The organism is Streptomyces sp. NRRL WC-3549, assembly GCF_000721935.1.
Taxonomy (GTDB): domain Bacteria; phylum Actinomycetota; class Actinomycetes; order Streptomycetales; family Streptomycetaceae; genus Streptomyces.
On sequence record NZ_KL585420.1, the window covers coordinates 98,454 to 101,737 of the forward strand.

Sequence of the window (3,284 nt, forward strand, 5' to 3'; positions counted from 1 at the left end):
TCCCACCGCCGGTCCCCCCTTCGGCGGCGGCTGACCTGCCGGGCACCAGACCGGTTCAACAGCCGTGCCGCCGAAGGAGAACCACCGCCATGGCCGTCATACCGCCGCTCGCCGGAGGCGTCCTCGCGCTCGGCGGCGCGCCGCTCGTCCTGCTGGGCCCCTCCGCCGCCGGGCGGCCTCCGGGGCGCACCGCCGCTGACCCCGGGCACCGGGCCCCGCGCGTCTGGCGGCGCGGGGCCCGGTGCGTCCTCAGCCGATCACCGAGGCGCAGGTGGTCGGGGTGGCGTGCGCCGGGTCGAGGGCGTTGGCCACCTCGTGGAAGGCGACCCGGTCGATGGTCCCGATCGCGACGTGCTCGGACAGCGAGAGCGGGCACAGGTCCTGGAGCAGGACGTTGCGGACGTCCGGCCCGTCCAGGTACTGCGTGCGGTACGGGGTGACGACCTCGTCGTACCGGGTCGCGATGACGGTGTAGCGGACGCCGGGCACGGTGTCCCCGCCGGCCGTGAGCCCGGTGATGAAGGGCGACCCGGCGACCTGGTCGGCCAGGCCCGGGGTCTTCTCGGTGAGCAGGCCCCCGACGCCGGGGAAGTACGGGAGCAGCCCGGTGAGGCCGAGCAGGGTGGTGCCGTGGTTGTCCGGGGCTATCCCGACGAGGGCGTTCACCTTGGCGGCTCCGCCGAGGAACTTCAGGTAGTAGTGGGGCATCATGCCGCCCTGGGAGTGGCCGACCAGGTCGGCCTTCGGGGCCCCGGTGGCGGCGAGCACCCGGTCGACGTAGGCGGCGAGCTGCCCGGCCGACGCGTCGATGGGGCCGAGGCCGCCGATGCCCGGTACGCCGGGGAGCTGCCCGTAGTCGAGCGAGAAGACGCAGTACCCCCGGTTGACGAGGTAGGGGGCGAGGACGAGCCAGTTGTCGACGGAGTTGGCGAAGGTCCCGTGGACCAGGACGACGGGGCGGGGATGGGCGGCTGAGGGCTTGCAGGAGAAGTCGTTCCAGCCACGGGAGGCGGCGGTCTGTGCGGTGGCGGCGGGGGCGGCAGTCGCGGTGGCCGTGGGGACGACCAGCGTGAGGGCGGCGAGAAGCAGGGCGGCGAGGGTGCGGCGGACGTGCGGGGTGCGCGGGGCACGGGTCCAGGGCAGCATCGGGTGGTCTCCTTGCGGCTCAGGGGAGTGGGGATGTCGGTGCGCCCTGCGGTCCGGACCACAAGTGAGATGCTTTTTTTCGTGCTCATGCCAAATTACGCATGAGTAGGGTGGCGGGGGAAGTTACGCGTCGGTAAAAAAATGGGGGCGGGTCAGGCCGCCAGCCGCCCCGGCTTCACGGCCTGCGGCCCGAACTTCGCCCGCACCCGGTCGGACACCGCCTCGATCCGCCGGGCCCGCTCGTCCACCGGGTCGAAGGACAGCTGGTGGCTGGCCCGTTCCGCGTCGTGCAGCCCCTCCGCCCGCAGCCCGATCCCCCGCACCCGCGCCCGCTGCAGTGCGAACGAGTCCTGGATCCGGTACGCGAGCGCGGTGAGCGCCGCCGAGTGGGCGGTGGGCTCGGGGAGCGTGCGGCTGCGGGTCAGGGTCGCGTAGCCGGTGCGGTCGGCGTACCGGACGGAGAGCGCGAGCGAGCGGCAGACCTGCCCGTCGACGCGCAGCCTGGCGCCCAGCTCCTCGGTGAGCGAGAGGAGTGCGCGGCGGTGCTGCCCGGGGTCCAGTTCGTCACGGGGGAAGGAGCGTTCGGCGCCGATGGACCGGGCGGCGGCGTTCGGCACGACCCGGGTGCGGTCGATGCCGTTGGCCCGCTCCCACAGGTCGCGGCCGGTCCGCACCCCGGTGATCCGCTGCAGGGTGGCGAGCGGCGCGGCGGCGATCCGGCCGACGGAGTCGAGCCCGTAGCCGCACAGGGTCCGCGCGGTCGCCGGGCCGACCCCGTCCAGCGCGGCGGCGGGCTTGGCCGCCAGGAAGCCGGCCGCCTCGTCCCCGGCCACCGTGAAGGTGGTCCCGGGCACCGCCTGGCGCGCCGCCATCCGGGCCAGCATGGGGTTGGGGGCCGCGCCGATCGCGCAGTCCACCCCGTGCAGGGCGAGCGCGCGGACCCGGATCACCGAGGCGAGCCCCGCCGGATCCTGCCCGAAGTAGCGCAGCGACCCGCCGACGTCGGCGAGCGCACCGTCGGGCGGCACGGCCTCGACGACCGGGGTGAACGCGCCGAGGAGCGCGAGCAGGCCCTCGTAGGCCGCCCCGTCCGGCTGTCCGCCGCCGATCCGCCGGAACCGCAGGCACAGCACCGTCGGCCGCCCGCTCATCCCGCGCTCCCCGGGCTCTGGTGCCACAGCTTCCTTCCGGTGGGTACGCCTTCGCCGGCCGGCTGGAGGTCGGCCCAGGGGTTCATCTCGTATCCGGTCGGCAGCTGGATCCGGCGCCCGTCGCCGGGCGGCGCCCCTTCCTCCTCCGCCTCCGGAACCTCCGCCAGCCGCGCCGCGACCGCGTCGAGCCCGCCGGTGCGCCGCAGTTCGGCCAGTTCCGCCAGGTTCCAGGCCGCCGACCCCACCACGCTCAGGCTGCGCGGACCGCGCCGCTGGACCACCCCGCGCACCAGCAGCAGCCAGGAGTGGAAGACGGTGTGGGCGCAGGCGGCGTGGCTGTCGTCGAAGAAGGCCAGGTCCACCAGGCCCGTACCGTCGTCCAGGGTGGTGAAGACGACCCGGCGTCCGGAGCGGATGGGCGGGGTCTGGGTCGCCACCTTGGCGCCCGCGACCAGCACGGTCTCACCGTGCCCGGCCTCCCGCAGCCGTTTGGCGGAGAGCGCGCCCAGCTCCTCCAGGAAGGCGTGGTGGTCCCCCATCAGGTGACGGGAGACGTCCATGCTGAGGACGCCGAGCTCGGCGCTGAGGCGTTCGGCGTCGTTGAGGTCGGGCAGGCCGACGGTGCCGGTCCGGTGCCCGTCGCCGAGCGGGAGCTGGGCACCGCCGCCGCCCCGGGCCCCGGCGCCGCGCTGGGCGCGGTGCAGCTCGGACAGGTGCAGCAGCAGGTCCCGGCGGTTGGCGCCGAAGGCGTCCAACGCCCCGACCTGGGCGAGGCGTTCGGCGGCCGGTTTACCGGGCCGGGCGCGCTGCCAGAAGTCCAGCAGCGAGGAGTAGGGCTGCCCCGCCTCGATCCGGGCGACCTCGGCCTCGCTGATGCCGTGGACGTCCGCGAGGGCGAGCCGCAGCCCCCACACCCCCTTCTCAGACACCAGTTCGATTCGATGGGTGGCCGCGGACCGGTTCACGTCCAGTGGCAGCACCGGCACC

At 74.9% G+C, this 3,284-nt stretch carries 3 protein-coding genes; all 3 read right to left on the bottom strand.

The features are described 5' to 3' along the window. Positions 1 to 249: 249 nt before the first annotated feature. Positions 250 to 1,146, bottom strand: a complete 897-nt coding sequence (locus tag IH13_RS0124995; RefSeq protein WP_031088061.1) for an esterase/lipase family protein — start codon at positions 1,144 to 1,146, stop codon at positions 250 to 252. Positions 1,147 to 1,298: 152 nt separating this feature from the next. Next, the gene (locus IH13_RS0125000; RefSeq protein WP_031088063.1) at positions 1,299 to 2,297 is read right to left on the bottom strand and encodes a DNA polymerase Y family protein; all 999 of its coding nucleotides are present in this window, start codon (positions 2,295 to 2,297) and stop codon (positions 1,299 to 1,301) included. Beyond that, the coding region (locus IH13_RS0125005; protein ID WP_324605195.1) for a helix-hairpin-helix domain-containing protein at positions 2,294 to 3,284 on the bottom strand (991 nt) is incomplete at its 5' end. The genes IH13_RS0125005 and IH13_RS0125000, both read right to left, overlap by 4 nt.